The 23,127-nt window shown below is 29.0% G+C and carries 25 protein-coding genes; 19 read left to right on the forward strand and 6 right to left on the reverse strand.

Annotation, left to right across the window (positions count from 1 at the left end):
• Positions 1 to 2 precede the first annotated feature (2 nt).
• From PXD04_RS13795 to cofH, 3 genes are all read left to right on the forward strand, one after another.
• Complete coding sequence (locus PXD04_RS13795) at positions 3 to 449, forward strand: adenylyltransferase/cytidyltransferase family protein (protein ID WP_323735415.1); 447 nt, start codon at positions 3 to 5, stop codon at positions 447 to 449.
• Positions 450 to 531: 82 nt separating this feature from the next.
• The gene (locus tag PXD04_RS13800; RefSeq protein ID WP_323735416.1) at positions 532 to 822 is read left to right on the forward strand and encodes a hypothetical protein; all 291 of its coding nucleotides are present in this window, start codon (positions 532 to 534) and stop codon (positions 820 to 822) included.
• 124 nt (positions 823 to 946) lie between these two features.
• Positions 947 to 1,996 (forward strand): 5-amino-6-(D-ribitylamino)uracil--L-tyrosine 4-hydroxyphenyl transferase CofH, encoded by a 1,050-nt coding sequence (cofH, locus tag PXD04_RS13805; RefSeq protein ID WP_323735417.1) that lies wholly within the window; start codon positions 947 to 949, stop codon positions 1,994 to 1,996.
• 56 nt (positions 1,997 to 2,052) lie between these two features.
• On the opposite strand, the gene atwA is transcribed toward cofH, so the two are convergent.
• Positions 2,053 to 3,651, reverse strand: coding sequence for a methyl coenzyme M reductase system, component A2 (gene atwA / locus PXD04_RS13810; protein ID WP_323735418.1), 1,599 nt, complete (start codon positions 3,649 to 3,651; stop codon positions 2,053 to 2,055).
• A 252-nt stretch (positions 3,652 to 3,903) separates the two neighbouring features.
• Between atwA and PXD04_RS13815 the strand changes: the two genes are divergently transcribed.
• Genes PXD04_RS13815 through PXD04_RS13825 form a run of 3 tightly spaced genes read left to right on the forward strand, consistent with a single transcriptional unit; the run spans position 3,904 to position 6,347 of the window.
• Positions 3,904 to 4,788, forward strand: coding sequence for a CBS domain-containing protein (locus tag PXD04_RS13815; protein ID WP_323735419.1), 885 nt, complete (start codon positions 3,904 to 3,906; stop codon positions 4,786 to 4,788).
• Positions 4,789 to 4,832: 44 nt separating this feature from the next.
• The gene (locus tag PXD04_RS13820; RefSeq protein ID WP_323735420.1) at positions 4,833 to 5,753 is read left to right on the forward strand and encodes a deoxyhypusine synthase; all 921 of its coding nucleotides are present in this window, start codon (positions 4,833 to 4,835) and stop codon (positions 5,751 to 5,753) included.
• A gap of 6 nt (positions 5,754 to 5,759) precedes the next feature.
• On the forward strand, positions 5,760 to 6,347 hold the full coding sequence (locus PXD04_RS13825; RefSeq protein WP_323735421.1) for a hypothetical protein: 588 nt from the start codon (positions 5,760 to 5,762) through the stop codon (positions 6,345 to 6,347).
• Here the strand turns inward: PXD04_RS13825 and pyrF are convergent.
• Positions 6,318 to 6,965: an orotidine-5'-phosphate decarboxylase gene (gene pyrF / locus PXD04_RS13830; RefSeq protein ID WP_323735422.1), complete on the reverse strand. Its 648-nt coding sequence runs from the start codon at positions 6,963 to 6,965 to the stop codon at positions 6,318 to 6,320. The genes PXD04_RS13825 and pyrF overlap by 30 nt on opposite strands.
• A gap of 501 nt (positions 6,966 to 7,466) precedes the next feature.
• On the opposite strand from pyrF, the gene PXD04_RS13835 reads away from it, so the two are divergent.
• The 11 genes from PXD04_RS13835 (at position 7,467) to PXD04_RS13885 (ending at position 16,309) form a co-directional block, all read left to right on the forward strand.
• Positions 7,467 to 8,141 carry an energy-coupling factor ABC transporter permease gene (locus tag PXD04_RS13835; RefSeq protein ID WP_323735423.1) on the forward strand — a complete coding sequence of 225 codons (675 nt, stop codon included), beginning with the start codon at positions 7,467 to 7,469 and terminating at the stop codon, positions 8,139 to 8,141.
• 1 nt (position 8,142) lies between these two features.
• On the forward strand, positions 8,143 to 8,442 hold the full coding sequence (locus tag PXD04_RS13840; RefSeq protein WP_323735424.1) for an energy-coupling factor ABC transporter substrate-binding protein: 300 nt from the start codon (positions 8,143 to 8,145) through the stop codon (positions 8,440 to 8,442).
• Between the two features lie 57 nt (positions 8,443 to 8,499).
• The gene (gene cbiQ / locus PXD04_RS13845) at positions 8,500 to 9,297 is read left to right on the forward strand and encodes a cobalt ECF transporter T component CbiQ (protein WP_323735425.1); all 798 of its coding nucleotides are present in this window, start codon (positions 8,500 to 8,502) and stop codon (positions 9,295 to 9,297) included.
• A 19-nt stretch (positions 9,298 to 9,316) separates the two neighbouring features.
• On the forward strand, positions 9,317 to 10,156 hold the full coding sequence (locus PXD04_RS13850) for an ATP-binding cassette domain-containing protein (RefSeq protein WP_323735426.1): 840 nt from the start codon (positions 9,317 to 9,319) through the stop codon (positions 10,154 to 10,156).
• Between the two features lie 223 nt (positions 10,157 to 10,379).
• Positions 10,380 to 11,759: a TldD/PmbA family protein gene (locus PXD04_RS13855; protein WP_323735427.1), complete on the forward strand. Its 1,380-nt coding sequence runs from the start codon at positions 10,380 to 10,382 to the stop codon at positions 11,757 to 11,759.
• Positions 11,759 to 12,328, forward strand: a complete 570-nt coding sequence (locus PXD04_RS13860) for a TIGR00296 family protein (protein WP_323735428.1) — start codon at positions 11,759 to 11,761, stop codon at positions 12,326 to 12,328. Before PXD04_RS13855 ends, PXD04_RS13860 begins: the two co-directional genes overlap by 1 nt.
• Before the next feature lie 11 nt (positions 12,329 to 12,339).
• Positions 12,340 to 13,386, forward strand: coding sequence for an NOG1 family protein (locus PXD04_RS13865; RefSeq protein WP_323735429.1), 1,047 nt, complete (start codon positions 12,340 to 12,342; stop codon positions 13,384 to 13,386).
• A 130-nt stretch (positions 13,387 to 13,516) separates the two neighbouring features.
• Positions 13,517 to 14,131 (forward strand): Hsp20/alpha crystallin family protein, encoded by a 615-nt coding sequence (locus PXD04_RS13870; protein ID WP_323735430.1) that lies wholly within the window; start codon positions 13,517 to 13,519, stop codon positions 14,129 to 14,131.
• A gap of 62 nt (positions 14,132 to 14,193) precedes the next feature.
• Positions 14,194 to 15,150: a 3H domain-containing protein gene (locus PXD04_RS13875; RefSeq protein ID WP_323735431.1), complete on the forward strand. Its 957-nt coding sequence runs from the start codon at positions 14,194 to 14,196 to the stop codon at positions 15,148 to 15,150.
• A gap of 44 nt (positions 15,151 to 15,194) precedes the next feature.
• A complete protein-coding gene (locus tag PXD04_RS13880; protein ID WP_323735432.1) occupies positions 15,195 to 15,806 on the forward strand; it encodes a ZPR1 zinc finger domain-containing protein in 612 nt (203 codons plus the stop codon).
• Complete coding sequence (locus PXD04_RS13885) at positions 15,806 to 16,309, forward strand: nitroreductase family protein (RefSeq protein WP_323735433.1); 504 nt, start codon at positions 15,806 to 15,808, stop codon at positions 16,307 to 16,309. Before PXD04_RS13880 ends, PXD04_RS13885 begins: the two co-directional genes overlap by 1 nt.
• An 11-nt stretch (positions 16,310 to 16,320) precedes the next feature.
• Here PXD04_RS13885 and PXD04_RS13890 read toward each other — a convergent pair whose 3' ends face one another.
• From PXD04_RS13890 to nadC, 4 genes are all read right to left on the reverse strand, one after another.
• The gene (locus PXD04_RS13890; protein ID WP_323735434.1) at positions 16,321 to 17,247 is read right to left on the reverse strand and encodes a TDT family transporter; all 927 of its coding nucleotides are present in this window, start codon (positions 17,245 to 17,247) and stop codon (positions 16,321 to 16,323) included.
• A gap of 173 nt (positions 17,248 to 17,420) precedes the next feature.
• A complete protein-coding gene (locus PXD04_RS13895; protein WP_323735435.1) occupies positions 17,421 to 18,749 on the reverse strand; it encodes a transposase in 1,329 nt (442 codons plus the stop codon).
• A 311-nt stretch (positions 18,750 to 19,060) separates the two neighbouring features.
• Positions 19,061 to 19,525, reverse strand: coding sequence for a hypothetical protein (locus PXD04_RS13900; protein ID WP_323735436.1), 465 nt, complete (start codon positions 19,523 to 19,525; stop codon positions 19,061 to 19,063).
• Positions 19,526 to 19,814: 289 nt separating this feature from the next.
• Positions 19,815 to 20,657, reverse strand: coding sequence for a carboxylating nicotinate-nucleotide diphosphorylase (nadC, locus tag PXD04_RS13905; protein WP_323735437.1), 843 nt, complete (start codon positions 20,655 to 20,657; stop codon positions 19,815 to 19,817).
• Between the two features lie 189 nt (positions 20,658 to 20,846).
• Between nadC and rnz the strand changes: the two genes are divergently transcribed.
• Both rnz and PXD04_RS13915 read left to right on the forward strand, forming a co-directional pair.
• Entirely contained in the window at positions 20,847 to 21,788 is a 942-nt protein-coding gene (gene rnz / locus PXD04_RS13910; RefSeq protein WP_323737437.1) for a ribonuclease Z, read from the forward strand.
• A gap of 4 nt (positions 21,789 to 21,792) precedes the next feature.
• The gene (locus PXD04_RS13915) at positions 21,793 to 23,031 is read left to right on the forward strand and encodes an SHOCT domain-containing protein (RefSeq protein WP_323735438.1); all 1,239 of its coding nucleotides are present in this window, start codon (positions 21,793 to 21,795) and stop codon (positions 23,029 to 23,031) included.
• Positions 23,032 to 23,127: the final 96 nt, after the last annotated feature.

The raw sequence follows: 23,127 nt of genomic DNA on the forward strand, positions 1-23,127 counted from the left end.
TAATGGCTTCCGGAACATTTGATATTTTACATCCTGGGCATGTTTTTTATTTAGAAGAAGCAAAAAAGTTGGGTGGAACCAAAGCGGAATTATTTGTTATAATTGCAACAGATAAAACAGTTGAAAAACATAAACGAATACCTATCATGCCACAAGACCAAAGAGCAGAATTAATATCAAAATTAGAAATAGTTGATAAAGTTTTCATAGGTAATGAAGGAAATCCTTTTAAAATAGTTCAAGAAATTCAACCAGATATTATAGCAATAGGTCCTGATCAAAAATTTTCTCCAATAAAACTACAAAAACAACTAGAAGATATAGGTTTAAGAATTAAAGTAGTTAAAATTGAAGATTATAAGAAATTTGAATTGGATAGTACTTGTAAAATCATTAAAAAAATTAAACAAACCCATTTTGATGAAAAAGTTTTCGAAGACTGTGATTAATTTTTTGTACTAAAAATTAATATACTGTATTAAATATAAATAGTAATATTATATTTTACGTTAATTTTAAGGAGATATCTTCATGGTAGCAAAGAAATATTATGACATATTATTAAAAATAACCGATATTATGAACGAAAAAGGTGCTGGTGATGACGATAAGCCAGGAATAATTTATATTCGTAACGAAGCAGAATGTTACACCATAGGTACTCGTTATTATGATGAAGAAATAGCAAACTACTTAGATGAAGTAGTTGACGATTGGACTGGTGAAGAATCTACTCTTAAAAAGAAATCTAAAAAACGATCTAAAAAACAGGATAAAGTTGAAGAATTATATTATCTATGGAAATTAAACTTACCTGAATAATTTTTCAATTTCCCAACCTATTTTTTCAAGATATGTTTATCAAATACTATTTTTTTCAATACTTATTTTAACTAAGAACATTAAATCTAATTCTAGAATTACATTATTAGGGGCATGTGATTCAATGCTAGAAAAAATTTATTATAAAACATTAGATAATGAAATAACTCCACAAATTGCTTTAGATTTGGTTCACTCAGAAAATCAATTTGAATTATTTGATACTGCAGATAGATTAAGAAAAACAATTGTAGGAGAAAAAGTAACCTATGTGGTTAATAAGGCGATAGACATAACAGACCATTGTATCATTGGATGTAAATTTTGTTCTTTTAGGAATCATGAAAATTATATGATGACCAATGAAGAAATATCTGATAGTATATTACAAGCAAAATCCGTTGGAGCCACAGAAATATGTTTGTTTGGTGGCATAACCAAGGACATGGATATAAACTATTACTGTGATTTAATAAAGAATATTAAAGATAATTATGATATATGTTTGCATGCTTTAAGTCCTGCAGAAGTTTTTCAAACAGCTAAAAATTCTGATATAACAACATATGAAGCATTAAAATTATTAAAAGATGCAGGTATGGATACGATGACGGGAGCATCTGCAGAAATTTTAGTTGATTCAATTCGTCAACAAATATGTCCAAATAAGTTAACTACCAATGAATGGGCTCAAGTAGTAAAAGAAGCACATCAATTAGGAATTCCAACCACATCCACAATAATGTATGGTAGTATAGAATCATGGGAAGATAGAATTAATCACATGTTTTTACTTAAAGAAATCCAGGAAGAAACTAAGGGATTTACAGAATTTGTACCTATGACATTTCTTGGAGAAAATAATGAACTGGGAAAAATATCAAATGGTGCAACAGGCATTGAAGACTTGAAAGTTCATGCAATATCCAGGATTATTTTTGGAAATGTTATTCCTAATATTCAAGTTTCATGGGTTAAATTAGGTCTTAGGATGACACAAGTTGCTTTAAATTGTGGAGCAAATGATATTGGTGGGACAATGATTGAAGATAAAATATCCACAGCTGCAGGTGGTGGTTATGGTGGCTATTTATCTGTTGAAAAGATTCATCAATTAATCAATGATATTGGCCGAATTCCACAAGAACGTACAACTAAGTATGAATTCTTATAATATCTATTTTTTTTTCAAAAAAAAAGTTTCCTTAAAGAGGGATGGGTGGAGAAATTTTATAATTGTTTGTTAAGCATTTTTGTTTTTTCTTGTGAAGTTAATTTATCCACAATGTCTTCTGGTTTTCCATGATCTAATAATTTTCCATCTCTCATTAGTGCTGCAGTATCACAACATTCTAGAACAAAGTCCATATCGTGTGAAATGATAATGAAAGTTTGATCTAATTCTTCACGTGCATTTAATATTGATTCAGTAACATGTCTTCTTGTAATTGGGTCCATTGTTCCTGTTGGTTCATCTAAAATTACGATGTTAGGTTCTTTGATTAATACTTGTGCAATTGCAACTCTGTGACGTTCTCCTCCACTCATCTGGTCAGGATATTTTTCTAATAGTGAAGCTGCTTCTTCTTCTTTAAATCCAACAGCGGTTAAAACGTGTAATGATTTCATTTTTGCAAATTCGGATGGTAAATCTAAACTAATTGCATCAGTTAAGTTTCCAAGAATTGTTTTATATGGATATAAACTGAAATCTTGATGTAATAAGCCTATGTGTGGTGTTACACGACCTCTATGTTGTGGTCCTTTTTGTGAGATATCTATCCATTCCTCACCTAGTCTAACTTCTATTTCTCTATCACTAGGTTCAACTAATCCTGCAATTACTTTGGAAAGTGTTGTTTTTCCAGCACCACTTAAACCTACTATACTTGCTATTTCACCTTCATTAATGGTTAATGTTACTCCATCCACTGATTTAACTACTCCTCTTGATACAGAGAAATAATATTTTTTTAAGTCAGTCATTTTAATTAATGGATCACCTATAGCTACTGCTTCATGTTTTGGTGGCAATGGTATTTCTTCAACAAATTCTGCTACTATCTCTGATGGATTTCCTTCTTCTTTTATTTCTCCATTTTCTAGCCATATAACCCGATCAGATAAGTCTTCTATTACTTCTGGCCAGTGTGAGTTGATAATCATTGTAATATTTTTATCTTTAACTCCACTTAATAAAGCATTATGTAACAATGTAGCAGTTTTTGGATCCAATGTTCCTGTTGGTTCATCTGCTAGGAATAGCATTGGATTTTTTGCTAATTGTCTTGCAAGTACAATTCTTTGTTTTTCTCCACCACTTAAATCACGAGCAATATGTGTTGTTCGATGTTCCATCCTAGTCATTTTTAGTAATTCTATTGCCTTATTGATATTGTCTGGATCTCGTTGATCTTCGAATGATTTCATTATATTTTCTATAACGGTTTCTTCTTCGTATAATGCAAAAGTTCTCTGTAACATGATAGAAATTCGTCTTTTTATTGCAGCAAATTCAGAACGAGTACTTTTCCATAAGTTAATTTTTTGTTCTTTTAATCTTCCCCCACAAGAACATGGAGTATTTGCTTTTGAAGGAACATCTACATGTTCACATTCAGGACATATTGATATATTGTAAAAAATTTCTCCTTCATCTGGCTGGTATTCTGGTATCCCTCTTAACATATTAAGTAACACAGACTTACCTGAACCACTTCTTCCAAGAACTCCTAACACTTCTCCTTCATTTATTTCTAAATTAATATTTTTTAATACGGGAGTGTTATCAAAATTCTTTGTAACATTTTTAACTTCTATAAAACTCATTATTGCACCTAAAATTGAATTGTTATAATCATTTGTTAATTTACCATATCAAATTATTTTTTTGATTACTATTTATATGGAAGTATTTTTCTAGTTAATTAATATTATATTTTTTGAAATAAATGAATTTATCATTATTTATCATAACCTTTTTATTATATCTCAAATATAAACATAATATACAGAGTTTTTTTTAAGAGAACATATGTTAATTTTTCACATAATCTCAAAAGATTTATAAAGGTGGTAGCTATGCTTACTTCAGTACAAAAAGAGATATTACAAAGTTTAATTAATTTATATAGAAAATCTAAATGTACCTCTGTAAAATGTGAAAGTATAGCCGATTTGATGGGAAGAAATGCGGGTACTATCAGGAATCAAATGCAATCATTACGGAGTTTAGGTTTAGTTCAAGGAGTTCCTGGTCCAAGGGGTGGTTATAAGCCTACACTTGATGCTTATCATACATTAAACATAGAAAATGATCCTTGTGAAATACATGTTCCTATATTTGTAAATGATCAGGCTGTATCTGACATATCAGTTAACAAAATTGAATTTACTAATATCTTACGTCCAGGTGCATGTGAAGCAACAATCACAGTACTGGGGGATATTAAACAATTAGATTTAGATAATAAGATTAAAATAGGTCCAACTCCTGTAAACAACTTAACAGTTTTTGGAACAATTATTGGAAGAGATGATGTTGATAATGCATTATTACTCAAAACAGAGGGTATATTAAGTATACCTAATGTTCAAGTTAAAGATTTGGCTACTCCAATAACCTGTTCTATAGGTTATGATGAATCATTAACAGAAGTAACTAAACTGATGATTGAACACAATATTAAGGGAATACCAGTAATTGTGGATGATGAAATTAAAGGAATAGTTAAATATTCTGATGTTATTAAAATGGTTGCTGAAAACAAGTTTGAAGCTAAAGTAAAAGATTTCATTGATGAAGATGTTGCTATTGCTAAAGAAACAAATACTTTGATGCATAGTATGGGTACTTTATATCAAAATGATGTTTCTATGTTAATTTTATTAGATGAAAATGAAAAAATAACTGGTATGGTTACTTTTACTGATGTTTTACGTAGATTAGTAAGTTTTACTAATTAATTTTAATTTTTTTTTATAAGTTATTTTTTTGGAGATTTTTTTTTATGAAAGTTAAACATATAGAAATTACAAATAACATGACAATTTCAGATTTTATGGAACAATTAGATGAATCAGGAGTTTTGGGTGCTGGAAGAATTTCTCATGCAACAAAACTGTTAGCGGATTCTATAAAAGATGAAGATACAAAAATATTTTTAAGCTTAGCTGGGCCAATGATTCCAGGAGGTTTAAGAAAAGTAGTACGTGATCTGGTAGATATGGGTTATGTTGATTTGATAATTTCTAGTGGAGCAAATTTAACCCATGATTTAGTAGAATCATTTGGTGGAAGACATTATATTAGTACTGGGGAAGATGATGAAGTACTTCAAGATAATGGGATGGGCCGTATAGCTGATATTTATACTAAGTCTGAGGATTTTGAAGTTTTTGAAGAGGAAATACATAAAATTTTTGCTAAGATTAATGAAAAGTATGATACTATTTCTATTCAAAAGTTTATCTATGAAATTGGGCTATTGGTTGATGATGATAATTCTTTCATTGCAACTGCTGCAAAAAATAATGTGCCTATTTTTGCTCCGGGTTTAATTGATTGTATGATTGGATTACAATTATGGATTTATTGTCAAGATAATGATTTTACTATAAGTGCAGTTGGGGATATGGCTTATTTGTCTGATTTTGTATATGGCTGTAAAAAAGTAACAGCATGCATGCTTGGTGGAGGATTACCTAAACATTACGCTCTGGCTTCTAACATACTTACGGGTGGAATAGATGCCGGTATTCAAATTACATTGGATAGAAGTGAGGGTGGTAGTTTAAGTGGAGCACCATTAGAAGAAGCTAAATCTTGGGCTAAAGCTAAAAAAGGTTCTAATCTTGTTACAGTGGTGGGTGATGCAACAGTATTGTTCCCCTTAATTGTTGCAAGCGCGTTAGATAAAATAAATGGGTGATAGCTATTGATAATTAATGCTATTCTTTTTGCTTTATCAGGATATTTTATGAAAACATCTGATGATTTGATGGATGAAAAGGATAATTTAATATTGGCAGTAATTTCTGGTATTCTGTGTGTTATATGTACTGTTTATTTATCTGTTAATTGTGTGGATGCTGCTTGTATATTCTTAAGTATTCTTATAGGTACTGCTTTGGCTAATAAGGTTGATAGTTTAAATCATATTATTTCAGCAGTTCTTTTCATATTAATTCTGATTTTAATTGGATTTCCTCATTTAAGTTGGCCTTGTTTGTTTGTTTGTATTCTTGCAATGTATTTCGATGAAAAAGCTAATGATTTTGTTGATGAAAAAGAAGAAAAAGGTTTTAATTTAACTTTTGTTCATAAATTACTTAAATATAGGTATGTTGCTAAAATAACCGTACTTATATTATCAGTATTGGGTTTAATTCATGTTTTTTATCCTAATTTATTCTTTGGAATTGAATTATACTTTGAACCTGTGACAATAATATATTTCTATTTATTTGATTTGGGTTATGAATTTTCAAATAAGTTAAATAATTGTTTGAATAATGTTTTTTAGAGTTTCTTGTGGAGAATCTGAATTATAAATGCTTCGGCCAATAATGGCTGCATCAGCATATTGTAAAGTTTCTTTTGCTTCTCCTCCTTGAACACCTACTCCTGGTGAAATAATGAATGAATCTTTTCCAACTATTTTTCTTATTTTTTCTAATCGGTCTAATTTTGTTGCAGGAGCAACATAATTTCTGATTCCTAGTTCTACTCCCATTTGGGCTATTTCTAATGAGACTGGTTTTAAGAATCTTTCAGCTCCTGGATGTGACATTTCTGTTAATAAGAATATTTCTTTACCTAATTTTTCTGCAGCATTTTTACATGCAATCACACTATCTTCTCCTGTGAAACCATGTACTATGATAGAATCGGCCCCATAATTTATAGTATTTCTTACTATCTTTTCGTTTGTTGCGTCAATATCTGCTACTTTAAAATCTGCTATTATTTTCACATCAAAGTTTTCTTTTATTGTTGTTATTATTTGTGGTCCTAAAGCTAGTGTAATTGGATATCCTATTTTTATGGTATCTAAATATTTTGTAGTGTTTTCTAGTATTGAAAATGCTTTTTTTTCTTCTTCTACATCAAGTGCTAGGATAATTTTATTTTTTACTATCATATTTACACCTTTATTTTTACAATCTAATATTATTTTATTTCTTTATGGGCTAGTATTTTTTTATAATTTTATTTTAATTTATTATTACTAGTTTAATCATTTTTCGCTGTATGGTAATACATAATTATTTTGTTTTTTTTATTGATTTTTTTCTATCGTTATTATTGTTTTTAAGATAGTGTATTACCTACTTTTTTTTATGCAATATTTTCTATTAATATTTTTTTTGATTTTTTATTTTTTAAAAGTGATTTTCAGAATCGTTTGTTAATTCTTTTTTTTATTAATTTTTTCAATTTTAATTACATAATTATATTTAAGTTAACCTAAATATGTATAATTTTATAAATGATTAAAGTTTAATTAAATCATTATCAACATATTTAAATAATATAGTCTATATAATAATAATCATTATTTTGTTAAAGAATGAAAAGACATTTGATAATGAAATATATTTTTTAATTTAATAAGTTTTTATGATATGGAGGAAAATAAAACATGCACATAATGGAAGGTTACTTACCACCAATGTGGTGTGCCATATGGTTCATTATCTCTGCAATAGTTGTAATTTATGGTATAATGCAAATAAAAAAAGCAACTGCTGAGAATGATGATGCATTACCATTACTTGCACTTTCAGGGGCATTTATGTTTATCTTATCATCATTAAAAATGCCATCCGTAAGTGGAAGTTGTTCCCACCCATGTGGAAATGGTTTAGGTACAGTATTCTTTGGTCCGGCAGTAACCGCAGTATTATCAGTAATAGTATTATTATTCCAAGCTATATTATTAGCACATGGTGGATTAACAACACTCGGAGCAAACATTTTCTCAATGGGTATTGTAGGTCCAGTATGTGGTTACGTAGTTTGGGTAGCACTTAGAAAAATGAATTTATCTGCACCAATTTCAATATTCTTTACAGCATTTGTAGCAGATTTAATGACCTACGTAGCAACTTCTGTAGAATTAGCATTAGCTTTCCCAGGAGCAAATATGGGATCAACATTTGTAGCATTCTTAGGTATATTTGCATTAACTCAAATACCTTTAGCTATAGCAGAAGGTCTATTAACAATGGTTATTTACAACTACATCCAAGATGCAAGACCAGATATTCTTGTAAAATTAGGTGTAATTAGTGAACAAGAAGCAGGAGCTAATTAAAATGGATTGGAAAAATATTGGTATATTAATAATAGTAGCAATCTTAATAGTTGCTCCATTAATTATCTTCAACGGTCACGGTGAAGATGATGGTTACTTTGGTGGATCCGACGATCAAGGTGGACAATATATTGAACAAAATAACCCTAACTATAAAGTATGGGCAGCACCTTTATGGGAACCACCTAGTGGTGAAATAGAAAGTCTTTTATTCTGTCTACAAGCAGCTATTGGTGCTATTATTATTGGATTTATATTTGGCTATTGGTATGGCGGAAAAAAAGCAAAAAAACAACAATAGTTATGTTATTAATTTAACATAATATTCTTTTTTAAATTTTTTTTTGAGTGGTGAAAAATGTCGATTTTTGAAGATACGTTAGATCATCATACTATGCATAATGAACTAACGAATACAAATATTTATTCTAAAGTAATCTTTGCAATTGCAGCAATACTTTTAAATTTAGTTTCTGGGTCTCCAATAGTGCCTTTCTTAATATTTTTACTATGTTCATTTTTAATCATATTTAAAGCCAAGATTCCAGTTACATTTTATGCAACATTCATGGCAATACCTATAGGTTTTGCAGTTTTATCTGGAATATTTTTAGCATTTTTAGGTACTGGCCCTCATATATGGGATTTAGGATTATTTGGCATAGGATTAACTAAGGGTGGGATTAATCAGGCATTATTAGTATTCTTTAGAGTTCTTGGTGGTGTAGCAGCATTAGGATTTTTAATTTTAACTACTCCTATGAATCGTATATTTGCTGTTTTCCATGACTTACATGTACCAACAATATTAACAGATTTGGCTATATTAATGTACAGATACATTTTCTTGTTCTTGGATGTAACAAGTACAATGTATAACTCTCAAAAAACTAGGTTAGGATATCATAGTTATATGAGCTGGATGAATTGTCTAGCTTCATTGGCAGGAATGGTATTTATTAGAACTTGGGAACAGGGGGAAATTTCTTATAAAGCTCTTGCTTCCAGGGGATACAATGGACAGTTAAATATGATTCGTGATGGGGATTCTATTAAAGATATACCTATATTACATTGGATATTAATAATTATATTTATAGTAATAGTTATACTAGGAATCCTTTACTTTGGTTCAATGAATTTATATACAATTTAATATAATAGGAGATTAAGTTATGGTAGCAATATTAGAAGTTAAAGATTTACATTACAATTATCCTGATGGTACACAAGCTATTAAAGGTATAGATTTTAAAGTAGAAGAAGGGCAAATGATTTCAATTTTAGGTCCGAATGGTGCTGGAAAGAGTACTTTTTTCTTACATTTTAATGGTATTATCGAACCTACTTCTGGTGAAATAATTATTGAAGGTAAAACATTAAAATATGATAAAAAAAGTTTACTTGAAGCAAGGGCAAAAGTTGGTGTGGTATTCCAAAATCCTGATGATCAATTATTTGCACCAACAGTGTTTGAAGATGTTGCTTTTGGTCCAATGAATATGGGTCTTGATGAAGCAGAAGTAAAACAACGAGTTGAAGAAGCATTAGAAGTTGTTGGGATGTCAGAATATGCACAAAAAGCACCTCATCATTTAAGTGGGGGTCAGAAAAAACGTGTAGCTATTGCAGGGATACTGTCAATGAGACCTAAAGTAATGGTTTTAGATGAACCAACAAGTGGATTAGATCCAAATGGAGCTTCAGCTATTATGCAATTATTATATGACTTAAATGCTGAAGGTATGACTATTATAGTTTCTACTCATGATGTTGATTTAGTACCTATGTACTCTGATAATATAAATGTTTTAAGAAAAGGAAAAATATTAAAACAGGGAAATTGTAGAGAGGTATTTAGTGATAAGGAAGTTATTGAACAAGCAGATTTAAGATTACCTTGGGTAGGACAGATTTTTGAAATGCTTGAAAAAGAGGATAATATTACTTTTAAAGAGTCTGGTTATCCTTTAACAGTTGCTGATGCACGAAAAACATTACTGGAGAAATTATAAAATTCTCAATTTACTTTTTTTTATGATATTGTTTAATATCATACTTTTCTTCACCACTTTTAATACGTTATTACTTCAATGTAATATTATTATTACTTCTATTTTTTTAAACTATAATTACTATGTTAAACATAACATATTACAGATAAAAATAAAAAAACTATTTTTTTTAAAATTAATTTAATAATTATCATTCTAAAAAAAAATACAAGGAGGATACAATATGACTACAGGCATTGATGTCGACTACTTCCAAAAAATAATAAGAAAACTTGAATCAAAAGTAGAATATGCAGATATCAGAGTAAAAAATTCAGTAAATAACTCAATAGTACTCAAAGATGGAAAAATAGATAATGTAGATACAGGCATAAATTATGCAATAGGAATCAGAGTACTGCAAAATGGAGCATGGGGATCAGCATTCACTAGTGATATAGAAAAAGTAGAACAAGTCGCAGAAAATGCTACCACCATAGCAAATCAACTTAAAAGTGATGTAAAATTAACTTCAACAAACCCAGAAGAAGACATAGTTAAATCAAAAGCAAAAATAAAAATAGAAGACGTAACTATAGAAGATAAAATAAGTACTATGAAAGAACTTCATAAAATTGCTCAAAGAGACCAAATTCAAAGTACCAATGTATCATTATCTGAATCACAATCATCTGATTTAATAATTAGTTCAGAAGGAACAAATATTCTAAGTGATAATAATAGAACAGTCTTGTCTATGAATTCAGTAGCATCTAATGGTGAAGTAATGCAAATAGGACATAAAAGTTTAGGAGGAGTACAGGGGTTTGAAATAATTAAAAATGCGGATTTAGAATCATTTGCTACAGGCATATCTGATAAAGCGATAAGTCTCCTTGATGCAAAAACTCCACCCTCTGGAGATTTTCCAGTAATTCTTGATCCAGAACTCGCAGGCGTATTTATTCATGAAGCATTAGGACATGCATCAGAAGCAGATATAATACTTCAAAATGATTCCATTCTTAAAGGAAGGTTAGGACAAAAAATTGGATCAGACTTGGTTACAGTTATAGATGATGCATCAATAGAAACAGGTTTTGGTTATTATCCATATGATGTGGAAGGAACAAAATCAGAAAAAACAACACTTGTTGAAAATGGTGTATTTAAATCAGTATTAAGTTCACGTGAAACAGCATCAAAAGTAGGTGATGGTGTATCAAGTGGAAATGCAAGATCTTCTGTTAGTAACAAACCATTAGTGAGGATGAGTAATACATATATTAAACCTGGTGAATCCTCTTTTGAAGAATTAATAGAAGATTTACCAAATGGAATTTATCTAAAAGGCTCTCGTGGAGGACAAGTAGATACTGGTAAAGGCATATTCCAATTTAATGCTGTTGAAGCTTACAATATAGAAAAAGGAGAATTGGGAGATCATTTACGTGATGTTTCATTATCAGGAACTACATTAGATATATTAAATAACATCACAGGTGTAGGTTCAGACTTTAATCTAAGTGTTGGATTCTGTGGAAAAGACGGTCAAACAGTCCCTGTAGGTGATGGAGGACCACACATAAGAGTAAGCAGAGCAACAGTTGGTGGAGTACAATAATGTCAAATAATATACTTACTCCAGAAGAAGGACAATTACTTCTAAAAATAGCTAGGGAAAATATTGTAAGTTATTTAAAAGGCGAAGAGTATGCTCTACCAAATGATTTACCAAAAATTTTTCAAGAAAAATTAGGAGTTTTTGTCACATTATCCTTAAACTCAAACTTAAGAGGATGCATAGGTTATCCAGAACCTTATTATTCATTAATAGAAGGATTGTTGGATGTTTCTATCTCAGCAGCATTTGATGATCCCAGATTTAACCCAGTATCCTTACAAGAATTTGATAAGATTAAACTAGAACTAAGCGTACTTACTAAACCACAATTAATTGAAATACAAAATTATACAGATTATATTTCCCTAATAGAAATCGGTCGTGATGGATTAATTATAGAAAACTCATATCATAGAGGATTACTATTACCTCAAGTACCAATCGAACAAAAATGGGATACAGTAACTTATCTTGAAAATTTATGTTACAAAGCAGGATTATCCTCAGAATCATGGAAAGATGAAAATACAAAATTGTATGCATTTCAAGCACAAATATTTGAAGAATAAGGGGGTATTAAATGAAATTACCAAACATACCAACACCTGATGAAATAATAGATAAAGCATTTAACAGGGCAAGTAAAGCAGCTTCAAAGGTCAGAAGTTCAAAATTACATCCACGTGTCAAAGGTATGAGAATTGAAGAAGTAAGAGTTCAAACAGCATGTGAAGTAATCAACAGTACATTTAATCGTATTGTTACTGAAACTCCAATTATTGAAGAATTACCTGAATTTTATCAAGATTATATTGACATAGTAGTCGGTGTAGATCAATATAAACATTCATTAGGTGCAGTATTCTGGGCATTAGGCATACTTAAACAAATAGAATCCCAATATACTAATAAAATTCGAAAATCTGATTCACTAAGTGCAATACCTATACGAAAAGAAGCATATGGTAGAATTGTTTCAGTAGTAAAAAGAATAGGGGATGAACTGGATTTCCTAGATTTTGCCAAACGAGAACTTAAACATATGCCAAATATTAACTTCAATGCAGTTCGAGTAGTTATTGCAGGTTTCCCAAACGTCGGAAAATCAACATTGTTAAATAATATAACTGATGCTAGTCCAAAAGTTGCTAATTATCCATTCACAACACAAGGATTACAAATAGGTAATTATGAAATGTTATATAGACAATATCAGATAATTGATACACCAGGGTTACTTGATCGTTCAATCAATGACATGAATGAAATTGAATTAAATGCTATAGCTGCATTGGAACATTTGGGAAATATCATCATATATATTTTTGATCCATCAGAAACTTCAGGATTTTTAATGGAAAATCAGTATTTATTATATTGTGAAATTAAAAAAGTGTTTGAAACTCCAATGATTTGTTTATTTAATAAAACCGATTTGTTAACAGATAAATCAGTAATTAATGAATATGCTGAAAAAATAGAAGATCCTATATTTGAAACAAGTATCAATGATTTAAGTAAAATGGATGAAATTAAAGAGTTAATACAATCAATGGGTAAGGAATTTGCTCAAGAAGATCAATTTACTGAATATAATTTAAGAAGAAGACATAGAAAACAGGAATAATCTCTTCTTAAAAATTTTTTTTTATTACTCCAAACTTTTATTTAGAAACTTTTAAATAATTTATTAATATATCATTAATTATATAAACTTAAAATATATTTAGTTCACTAAAAAAACAGGGATGATATTTATGAATAAAGTAAACATCAAATCAAAAGAAGATAAAAAAGACGAAAATATCGATATAACAACAGAAACTGAAGAAAAAACAACAACTACTCAAGAAACCGTTGAAGATACAGTAAATGAATCAACTGAAACTTCTGAAGAAGAAACTGAAGAAAAAACAAACTGTGAATACAAAGAATATGGAAATGAAAACGCTGAAGAAGCTAACAGTATTGAAAAAATGTTTAATGATGTCGTAACTACATTAAAATCCAGACAATCAGAATGGAATAAAACATTAGAAGAATACAAAGCAAATAAACCAGCAGTTGACTTGTTAGAATATGAACAAGATTTAGTAATTAAATTAGATGTTCCTAAAGTTTCTAAAGATGATATATCTATCAAAATGTCAACCGATTCAATCGAAATCGAAATAGACTTCCCAGACTACTTAGAAGACGAAGAAGATGTAAAAGTATTAAGAAGAGAAAGATGTTTCGGAAAAACTAAAAACATCATACCATTACCTGTTGAAGTAGATATGAAAGAAGTCAAAGCTTCATTTGAAGACAATGAGTTAACAATAACACTCCCTAAAATCAAAGGTAAAAAAGTAGATGTAGAAATATTATAACTACACTAATTTTTATACTTCTATTTTCTTTTTTTGTTAAACAACTATTTTTTTGGTGAATCATGATGAAACCATATGTAATTTTAATCGGATCTGCTTCAGGTATAGGAAAATCCACAATAGCCTCAGAAATATCAAAAAAATTGAATATAAAATATCTGATTGAAACAGATTTTATACGTGAAATTGTTCGTGGAATTATCGGCTCAGATTATGCACCTGCATTACACAAATCATCATACGATGCATACACTACTTTAAGAGATAAAATAAACTATGAAAATGAAGAAAAACTTATAGAAGCAGGATTTGAAGAACATGCATCTTTTGTAATCCCTGCCGTAGAAAAAGTAATTAAACGTTCAATTAAAGATAAAGATTCAATTGTTATTGAAGGTGTTCACCTAGTTCCTGGTCTCATAAATTTAGATCAATTTAAAAATGATGCTAATGTATACTTTTTTATTCTCACTGCAGACAAAGAAGCACATCAAGAACGATTCATTTCAAGAGCAATAGCTATTAAACGTGGTGGAGCTCAATTGGATTATTTCAGAGAAAATCGTATAATTAATGATGATTTAATTCGAAAAGCTAACTCTCTATCCATACCGGTTATTAATAATAATTCTATGGAAAATACATTAAAAAAGATATTACAAATTATTAATGAAGTATCTACTGAAGTTTTTTTACAACATGGAATAGATAAAATTGAGCTTGAACGTCAGATTATCACGAAACATGGTGGAAAAATTACTGATATATCTTATTATATACCTGATTTTAAAGAACCATTAGTTCGTAAAATAGATGAATATGATGAAGAATATAATTCTAATGATTTTATTGAACATATAAATTCTGATTCAAAACAAAAAGATTCATTAACTAAATTATATGAATTATCAAATAATCAACATAGTCATCATATATCTGCACCAGATAAAGAAAGTTTAGATAAAATCATACAAGAATTAACAGAACATAATCTTGTAATTGATAAACCAAAAATTTAATCTTTGATAAATGTTAAGAAATAAAAAATTAATAAATGATTATTATGAGTGAAGATAATATAAATTTTACAAAAGAAGTAATGTATTCAGATTGTCCAGTATGTGGTGGAGAAAAAACACTAGAAGTAACAAACAGAACAGATAACATACCTTACTTCGGGGACATATTAGAATCTGCAGTATCTTGTAAAGAATGTGGTTATCAATCATCAGACAGTATATCCTTAGAACATAATGATCCTGTAAGATATACATTAAAAATAGATGATACGAAACTAAATACGAGGGTTGCAAAATCTCAAACAGCTACAGTAACACTTCCTGATTTAGGTTTAAAAGTAGAACCGGGTCCAAAATCTCAGGGTTATGTTTCTAATGTGGAAGGTATATTGAACCGTTTTGAGAGTGCTGTAGTTAGAGCTATAAAATTAGAAGGCAATGAAATAGAACCATCAGTTCAAGAAAATGCACTTAATATTATAGATTCATTAGCAAAAATTAAAATTGGTGAATACAGTACTATACTCATACTTGAGGATCCTTTCGGTAACAGTATAATTGATGATGATGATGCAGATAAGGAATTATTAACTCAAGAGGAAGCGGAAAAATTACAAACTGGTTTCACAACAATCGATCAAGAAGAGGTGGAATAATGACTGTATTGGATGTAATGGAAGAAAGATATAGTGTAAGAGGTTATCTTGATAAAGAAATTGAGAAGGAGAAATTAGATAAAGTTCTTAGAGCAGCACAAATAGCTCCAACTGGAGTTAATGCTCAAGCTTTTAAAATTTTTGTTATTGATACTAAAAAGCATGAAGATGAATTAAAACTTGTTGGTAAATGGGATTGGTTTACTGAAGCACCTTATATTATTGCTGTTGTTTCAAAACCTAGTGATGCATGGACTAGGTGGGATGGAAAGAATATTTCTGATATTGATGCTACTATTGTCATGGATCATATTATACTTGAAGCAACTGAACTTGGTTTAGGTACTTGTTATATTGCTGCTTTTAATAAAGATCCATTATCTGAATTGCTTGGTTTGTCTGATGATTATGAGCCTGTTTTATTAACTCCTTTGGGTTATCCTAACGCTGAGCCTCGTGGTACTGATAGGAAAAGTATAGATGAGTTAGTAGAATTTATTTAAATCATTTTTTTTTAATCTATTTTTTTTCGTAATTCAAAAATGTTCATTAAGAACTGTATTAGTATATATGTTACTAATAATATTGCAATTATCATTTCTATCATTAATTCATATTGCATAAACCATAAATTAATTCCATTATTTTTTAAGAACTCTATAGTTTGAAGAGTCGTTATTGTATTAATTACAATAGGAAATGTATAAGCAGCATATGTTGGGTAAAATGGAAAATGTCTATATTCAATAAATTTTTCTAAAACTATTATGTACAAAATTTTAGTCATAATATAAAAACCCATAACCATGATTAAATTATTTGGAGCGACTGATGAAAGGTATCCTACACTACATAAACTAAATGGGGCTGCATAAACTCCTATAATTGGTTTTGTCTGATTATTAACTGGAATTTTAATGTATCTATAAGTTACTATTAGAAATACTAACAGTACTAGTATAAAGCTTATCCAGAAACATATCGTTCCAATAAATTCTTGATTAAATGTTGGTGCTGTAATGGCTATCATTTGTATTCCTGCAAATACTACAAATGAACCCGCAGTAAAATCACTAGTATCTAATTTATAAAAAAATTTCACAATATAATTTATAACGAAGAAGATATGTAACATGATGGCAATAACCCATAATAACATGGAATAACTACCGATGTAAAAGTAAAGATAATTTGAATACAACATTAATGTCATCGATAATGTAGCGATAATACTTGCTAAAATTGGATTGTTTAAATCTTCTTTAAACGTATTGGGATATTTTACTAATTTTATCAGTACTAATATGAAAAGGAAAGTTGAAATTAAATCGCATATTTCCCTACTATACATAAAATAATCGTAGAATAAATTGCCCATTGCTGTTAATCCTAATATTACTCCGCCTATTGAAATGGGCATCATTTTAATGTTAATGTTCATTCTTTTAATCCTTATAATTTTATTATGTAGATTAAAATATGAGACTTGGCATAAATTAGTTTCAAGAGAAAAAAAGTAATACTCGAAAAAATATTAACCTTTTTTTTCAAAATGATAACCAGCATTATGTCTTTGTTCAAATCAAATGTAACAATACCCTTTTCTTTTATTGTTTATTTTTGAAAATAGTCTTGTATTTTTTTGATTTTCCCTGGGGCAGTCCGTGCCCACTTATACAGTCGTTCCTTGGGGAAGTTCTGCTTACTTTTACGTATGATGTTACATGCTGCGTTGATATCTGCATTTATTAATGTTCCGGTGCTTGTTTTATAGAGTCCTCTTTTTATTCGTTTTCCTTTAAATTTATATTCCTCTTTTTTTTCTTCGTTTGTTTTGTAGGTTGGTAGTATGTCGTTGTCTAGGAAACTGCTTTTGCTTGTGTAGGATTCTTCGGTAATAATTAGTTTGATGTCGTATTTTTGGCATTGTGTTTTTAGTTTGTTTATGAATTTTTTGAAAGCTATTTGTGTGAATATTTGGTTTTGTTTTTTTCCCATATCTGTTTCGTATTGGAAGTTTTTGTTGTATCCGAGTATTATGGTTCCTATGTCTTGTTTTTTGCATGTTTCTATTATGAATTTGGTTGTGTGATCTAGGAAGTTGTTTTGTATTGCTTTAAATTTGGTGTTTATTTTTTGTATTCGTTTGGATGTTTTTAGTCCCTGTTTGTTTAGTATTGATTGGTATTGTGCTGTTTTTTTGCATTTGAAGGCTATTTGATTTTTTAAAAATCGCCCGCCCACAAGATATGGGGTCCCTTCACTTGTAACAATACTTGCAAAATTATTAACACCCAAATCAATACCCATCATTTTACTTTCATCTAAATTTAGGGACTCTTTTTTCATTTGGTATGTGAAATTGGCTTTAAACGTTTGTCCATTCTTTAGGGGTATAATTTCTACTTGTATAATCTTTTTATCACGTATATTTTCAGGAATTCTAATACGTGGTCTGCAATCTTTGGATTTTAACTCTTTTTTATATTCTCTGCTTAAGGGTAATTCAATGTAACCCTGTGCCAATTTTTTCTTGGAAGAAGTTATTGACTCCCGCGGTATTATAATATTATGTAAACTGTTATCTCTCCGTTTAGGTTTATTTAATGGTCGTTTATATTCATTATCGATGCTTTTATTTGTTAATGCCACATAGGAATTAAAAGATTCAACATGCTTTTTAATAACATTATTTGCTATATGGGCTTGAATAAGTGAATAATCTTTACTGAATTCAGTTTTAACTTTAGTGATTATTGATTTGAAATTCAACTGTTTAAAATGTTTATCATCAGCACATTTATCTAATTTAGTAGTTTTTATAGAACAATTTCGTAAATCATTTAATTTCAATGAAATATCCACTAAAACATTGAATTGTTTCTTAGAAAGACCTCTAATAAGAGTACTTTGAGTTAAATATATACAATTTTCATCTATCATAATAATTAATACTGCTTATTTCACTCCATTAACTTTAAAACCGAAAAATCAAGAAAAGAATTTCATAAAATAACAATTCTATGACTTCGATAATATAAATTATAGAATAAAATGTATATAAGTTTAATCCAAGAGCAGCTGGTAAGTAATCAAGGGGGTCTTGGTAAGTAATATTTAACAATATTATATATACATAAGTAACAATCATACCAAAAAAAAAGTTTCATCCACATAAAAAAGTATTACAAAAACGAATTCATGCCAACACTCAATATTTAAAAAAAAGTAACTGTGGTGGTGAAAATGGAAGGTTAGAATAGGTCTTCGTCGTCTTCTTCTTGGTTTGGTTTATCGTTTATTTTCAGAGTTGCTTTTACATCCATACTTAATGCATCACAATCTGCTTTAATTGCATCTAAATGTTTTAGTATTCTGATTTTTTCTTCGTTGATTCTTTCTATGTTTGTGTATGGGTATGTTGATTCTTTGAGCATTTCGTATTCTACTGTTGAGTAAGGATAATCATTTAATTGTTTGCATACATTTGCGAGTACGTCACCTAAGAATTTGTTCATTTCTACTTTTACTCTTTCTCTTATCATTTTGTCATCGTCTAAGTGTTGTTTCATTAGACGTACAACTTCTGCTTTTGCGAATGGGAGTTTTTCATCGTCTTCACTTAGGTATTCTTCGTTTTCTTCTAAATTTTCTTCGTTTTCGAAGTTTTCTACTTCAGTTTCTTCGATTTCTTCATTTATTTCTTCAAATTCTGCCATAATAATCACATTAATTTTTTTTTATATTATTAAAATCATTCACTGTTATTAATTATGTTATTTTTTATTAATAAATGTAATGTTAATTTAATTACTTTTATGATTAATTTTTCATATGTTTCTCTTAACTGTACTGATTCTTATGAAATGACTATTTAATTTACTTAATTTTAATATTATTTTTTTTAAAAAAAAGTTAAAGAAATATAGGTAAAAAACACTTCTTTTCCTAAAATAAAGAAGATATGAATTTAATGAAAATACCACTAAAGAAAATATTTCAAAAAGTTTATAAAATATTCAAACTCAAATCAAGAGATTTTGCACTGTTTGTAATAAAACCACTGGAAATAACATCAACATCAAGCTTAGCATATTCCTCAATATTATCTGGATTAATACCACCACTAACCTCTATTAAAACATCTTCTCTTAATCTACGCTCTTTCAAAGTATTTAAAACAGATTCAATTTCATCAGGAGTCATATTATCTAACATAACAATATCTGCTCCAAACATACTAGCTCGAACAGCATCTTCTTCATTTTCAACTTCAATCTCAATCTTTTTAGTAAAACTAACATTTTCCTTAGCTAACTCAATAGATTCAATAACTCCTCCGACAACTTGGATGTGATTATCCTTAATTAAAACACAATCATCTAACTTAAAACGATGAGTATCTCCTCCACCTATTTCAACTGCTTTTTTCTCAAGTTTTTGAAGACCAGGCGTAGTTTTACGCGTACATGCTACTCTCACATTAGGATTTATTTCCTTCACTTTTTCACAGGTTTTCCTTACAACAGTAGCAATACCACTTAAATGCATCATATAATTCAATATACTTCTTTCAACCATAAGGACATCCCGTGCCTTACCTTCAAATTCAAGAATAACATCGCCCTTACGAATATCATCACCATCAAAAAAAGTACTGCTAATATTCAAACCAAATTCATTTATAATATAATGAGCTACATCCATTCCTGCAAGAACACCATCTTCTTTACATAATATTTCCGCTTGAGCCCATTTATTTTCAGGAACAAGACTATTTGTAGTAATGTCCTCAAATCCAATATCATCATATATATTCTCGATAATCCTGTTATCACTAAATATTGTCATGTTATCATCAATTCCATTTTTTTAGTAAAAGTAACCATTTTTTCTGAATTTTTTTTTTTTTCATTTAATAAAATATATGTTACACGTTAATCAAAAAATATTCTATTTAAAATAGGAAATATAAATATAATAATATATTGAATTTTATTGTTTCATTAATAAAAAAAATATTTATGAGGTATTAATATAATAGAATTAACTTTTTTAGGAACTGCATCAGCTATTCCTACCAAAACCCGTAATCACACGTCTATTGTATTAAAAGTTTATGATAGAACAGTATTATTTGATTGTGGAGAAGGAACTCAAAAACAAATAATGGATGCACAAGTAAGTCCTATGAAAATAGATGATATTTATATCACACACTTACATGGTGATCACATACTAGGCTTGCCAGGAATTATACAATCACTAGCATTTCGTGGAAGAACCAGGCCATTAAACATTTATGGACCACCAGGAATAATAGAATTAATTGAACATATTAAAAAATTAGGTTTCTTCACAATTGCATATGAAATAGTAGTACATGAAATAACACAAGATGATGAAATAATATATCAACAAAACAATTTCTTAATAAAAGCAATGAAAATGAAACACACAATAACAAATTATGCATATAAAATAGAAGAAATCAAGCAACCTAAATTTTTAAGACCAAAAGCCATAGAACTGGGAATTCCTCCAGGACCGTTATTTGGGAAATTACAGGCAGGAATCCCAATTACCCTAAATGGAAAAGAAATACTTCCAGAACAAGTATTAGGACCACCACGAGAAGGAGTTAAACTAGTATATAGTGGAGATACAATACCTCAAGAACAAATGATTTACTTTGCTAAAGATGTTAAAGTTTTGATACATGAAGCAACTTTTGCCAAAGAATATCAAGATAAAGCAATCGAAAATGGACACACTATAGCTGCAGACGCAGCAAAAATAGCTAAAAATGCAAATGTAGAACAATTAATATTAACTCATTTATCGAATCGTTATACAAATTCAAAAACTTTGGAAGACGAAGCTAAAGAAATATTTGAAAACACAGTATATGCCGAAGATATGATGACAATAATAATTGAAAACAATAAACCAGTACAAATAATAAAAAAAGAATGGGTGTAAAATTATGTCTTTATTTAGTAAAACAGAAATTAAACCAGAAATGGAATCATTTATAGCAAAAGGTGAAGGAGTAGGAATAGTTAAAGTCAACGATTACGGAAAAGCTTCCGCCAGATTAGAATCACATAAAATTATTTTAGAATCATATGATAACGAATATCCTATTATAGAATCAATATCATCAATAAGTTATCTAAGTTATGATCCAGGAAATTTTTTCCAAGAACCAAAACTAGAAATAGGTTTAGGACAAAAAAAATACATCCTTGCAGGAGTAGACAATAATGATGATGAATTGGAAGCTTTTTATAAATCAGTACTTAATTTAAAAAATCAGGAAAAAAAACAATTAATCGATTCTAAAACAGATGCTCCAAAAATTCAAAACAAAACAAATAATAACTATGATGAATTAGATGAATTTGAAGAAGAAGTTGAGTCTAAACAAGGAATTAAAGATACAACCAACAAAATCAAAGGATTTTTAAGTAAAAGATTCGTTATATCTGAAGAAAAAGAAGAACCAGCAACACCAATAAATAATCCAAATAATATTAACGAATTCATTGATAAAAAAACAGAAAAAACAAACGATTTAGAAACTGTTCTTGACGAAGAAGAATTTATTGATGAAGAAGACGATGAAGAAATTCTATTAATAGATGAAGAAATAGAAGAAAAACAACCTGAAACAACCAAAACTCAGAAAAAACAGGAAATAGAAGAAATCAATGATTATGATGAGTTTGATGAGTTTGATGAAATAGATGACTTTGAAGAATTAGATGACTTTGAAGAATTAGATGCATTTGAAGATGACGAACTAATTCTTGAAGAGGATATAGAAGAAGAAGTAATTGAAGAAAAACCATCCGAAGATAATGAAAACAGCAATGAAAAACTCCAAAAAACACAACAACCTCCAGAAAATAAAGAAATAACACAACCAACAGCAAAAAATATTAAAGATACAGTAGAACAGCCAGAAGAACCACAAGCAACACCTCAAAAAATCAACAATACAAAAACAGAATTAAATCAGGAAATAACACAACTAAAAGATGATGTTAATAATAACATAAATAAGGTAAATCAACAAGCAAAACAAAATGTTGACAATACGGGAACATCCGAAGAATTTGACCCTGTATATCAAATAAGAAGATACTATGAACTAAAAACGGATGGTATAATCACAGAAGAAGAATTTGAACAAAAGAAAAAACAATTACTAAATCTATAGTTCTGATTAAAATGAAATCATATAATATTGTTGGTATGATAATAGGATTTGTAATCACACTAACAATATTATTAATATTAATAATTAAACTTATAA

The sequence above is a fragment of the Methanosphaera sp. ISO3-F5 genome, assembly GCF_034480035.2.
In the GTDB taxonomy this organism is placed as follows: domain Archaea; phylum Methanobacteriota; class Methanobacteria; order Methanobacteriales; family Methanobacteriaceae; genus Methanosphaera.